Source organism: Flavicella sp., assembly GCF_029238425.1.
In the GTDB taxonomy this organism is placed as follows: domain Bacteria; phylum Bacteroidota; class Bacteroidia; order Flavobacteriales; family Flavobacteriaceae; genus Flavicella.
Genome location: NZ_JAQWGB010000011.1, coordinates 1 through 2303, shown reverse-complemented (window position 1 = coordinate 2303; position 2303 = coordinate 1). Strand labels below are relative to the sequence as shown.

General features: G+C 35.3%; 3 protein-coding genes. All 3 read right to left on the bottom strand.

What is annotated here, in order from left to right:
- Window positions 1-101 precede the first annotated feature (101 nt).
- Entirely contained in the window at window positions 102-815 is a 714-nt protein-coding gene (locus P8H68_RS00515) for a hypothetical protein (protein WP_300320206.1), read from the bottom strand.
- 22 nt (window positions 816-837) lie between these two features.
- A complete protein-coding gene (locus tag P8H68_RS00510; protein ID WP_300320204.1) occupies window positions 838-2073 on the bottom strand; it encodes a carbohydrate porin in 1236 nt (411 codons plus the stop codon).
- Window position 2074: 1 nt separating this feature from the next.
- The coding region (locus P8H68_RS00505; protein ID WP_300320201.1) for a hypothetical protein at window positions 2075-2303 on the bottom strand (229 nt) is incomplete at its 5' end.

The window sequence follows — 2303 nt, the reverse complement described above, 5'->3', positions numbered from 1 at the left end:
TGTCTCATATTATCAATATCATCAAAGAATTAAAAAAAATATTGAAATCAAAAAAAGCATCTAAGATTAGTTAGATGCTTTTTTTTTATTCGTTTCAACTATTAGAAGTTTATGTATTTCGCAGGTACATATTTGTAATCTTTACCAACTCTTATAATTAGTGATATCATAGGTGTAAAGGAATATGCATAACCATCATCTCCTCCTAGATTGGCAACACCAAATAAAGGAGCAAGGGCAAGCGTGTGTTGTTTGTCAAATAAATAAGTCACAACAGGTCCACCTCTTACAAATTCAACTCCTGTATAAGAATCACTCCATCTAAAAAAAGGTCCAATAAGACCGCTCAATATTAATTTTTCATTCATAATGTGATTGTAAGTGACCACATACCTCAACCCTTGTCTAAAATTACCTTTAGTGTCCAAATCTACTTGGTATTTTAGTTGTTGTACGAGCTGACTGTTCAATTTTTTATCAAGATCTGTAAAATTAATTTTTCTGATCGTAGCAAATCCAAATCTAAAGTCGTGCCTGTCCGGTTTGACACTAGCTCTAAAATCCGGAACAAATTCCCATTTGGCATTAGGAGAGTAGGTGAGTACTCCTTCGTAATACCATTCTTTTAAAGCACTCATGTTCTCATTTACACGCCATTGTAGCTCGTGAGAATGTTGGAAGTTGTTCTGACCTCCAAACACAATTTTATTTCCTACGAGTAGCCAGTTGTCCCATCTATCTATTTCATCTTCTTGAGCATTAGAGGTTAAAGAAAGAAGAAAGAAGAATATTACAATTGAATATATGGATTTCATAGGATAGATGAGTTAAGATTTTTTACAATGCGATTCTTCCTCTTACTCCAGCAATAAAAATAGAGCTTGTAGTTGGATTTAAAGCTGGGTTGATTAAATATTGTACATCAGGTGAAATAGCAAATCTGTTTGAAAAATTTATTTTATAAAAAACTTCGGCAGTTATCTGATTGTCTAAATCAGGACCAAATGAAGTTTCATTTACTTCACCCCAACCTAAAGAAACTCCTAAAAGACTTCCTTGTTTTGTGGTTTGGTAAGCGAACCCACCTACCAATGATTTTTGTAATAAAGTACCACCATCTTTGGCGTAACCACCTCTTAAGAAAGGGTGTATTCCATTTTTAAAGTAGTGGGTAGCAGAGAAGGCAATTCCCCAACCCGGAAGGGAGGCGGTAACAGGTGTACCATCAGAATGCCAAAAAGTAAGATGTATGTTGTCAAGAAAAAAACGATCTTTACCAGTGGTATAGCCAAACTCTAAGCTTTTAAAGTAATTACCATTTGCAAAAAATGAATTGAAATTATCCCACGGTTTTGTTGGGTCTGATCCAGCATCACTGATACTCGCAATTCCATAAATGTTATCTGTAATATACATAGCAACTGCTGCTCCTAAGGCAGCGTCATTCGGAATGTATACTGATTGAGAACCTGTACTAAATTGAAAGTTCATAAATCCAGTCCAAGGACTTGCGTAAGCATACACATCCACATAATCCGTAGCATCTAAAAGTCCAGCTACAAAGGAAAGTTTGCCGTCTAGTAAACGTTGTCTCCAATAAAAGTTGGTCATTCTAAAGCCATCTTCATTAAAAGCAGGAACTTGCATTCCAACATAACCGATTTCAAAACCAAAGTTTTTCGGGGTAATATCGGTGTATTTATGTCTGTGTTCCACCTTATAGACAAAAGCTCCACTATTTTTAGAGCCTCTATTGACCAATTCCCAAGAACCATACAAACGCACCATTCCAGCTCCTGTGTTTTTATCACCTAGACTTTCAGTGGCACCAAAATAAACAGAGGAATAATCAACCCCAAAGTCAAATCCGGATTTTCCTTTTAGTTTGTTTTTAGAATCGAAATACGATTTCATAAAATCAAATTCAAAAAAGGATGTTTTATCTTGGGCTAGCTGATTGTCAACCTGATCTTTACTACCCAATTTATAATCTGTCTCTTCTTGATTTTCTTTGGATTGAGAAAATAGGCTCGTACAAGAAAGAGCGATGCATAAGAAAACTATTTTTTTCATGTTATTTCGCTTTATAATTAAATGAATACTTAGCTGAGAACTGCAATCTGTAAAATCCATCTCCTGAACCGTCTTCTAAACCACGATAGGCATACATGGTTTCAATTCCAAACAATAAATTTTTATCAGGTTGGTAAATGATATTGGCAGAGCCACTCCAAGCTGATTTATTCGCATTTGCTTTTGTGATGTCCATCGGATTCTCTGCGTTTAGGAATGAATAATTTGCG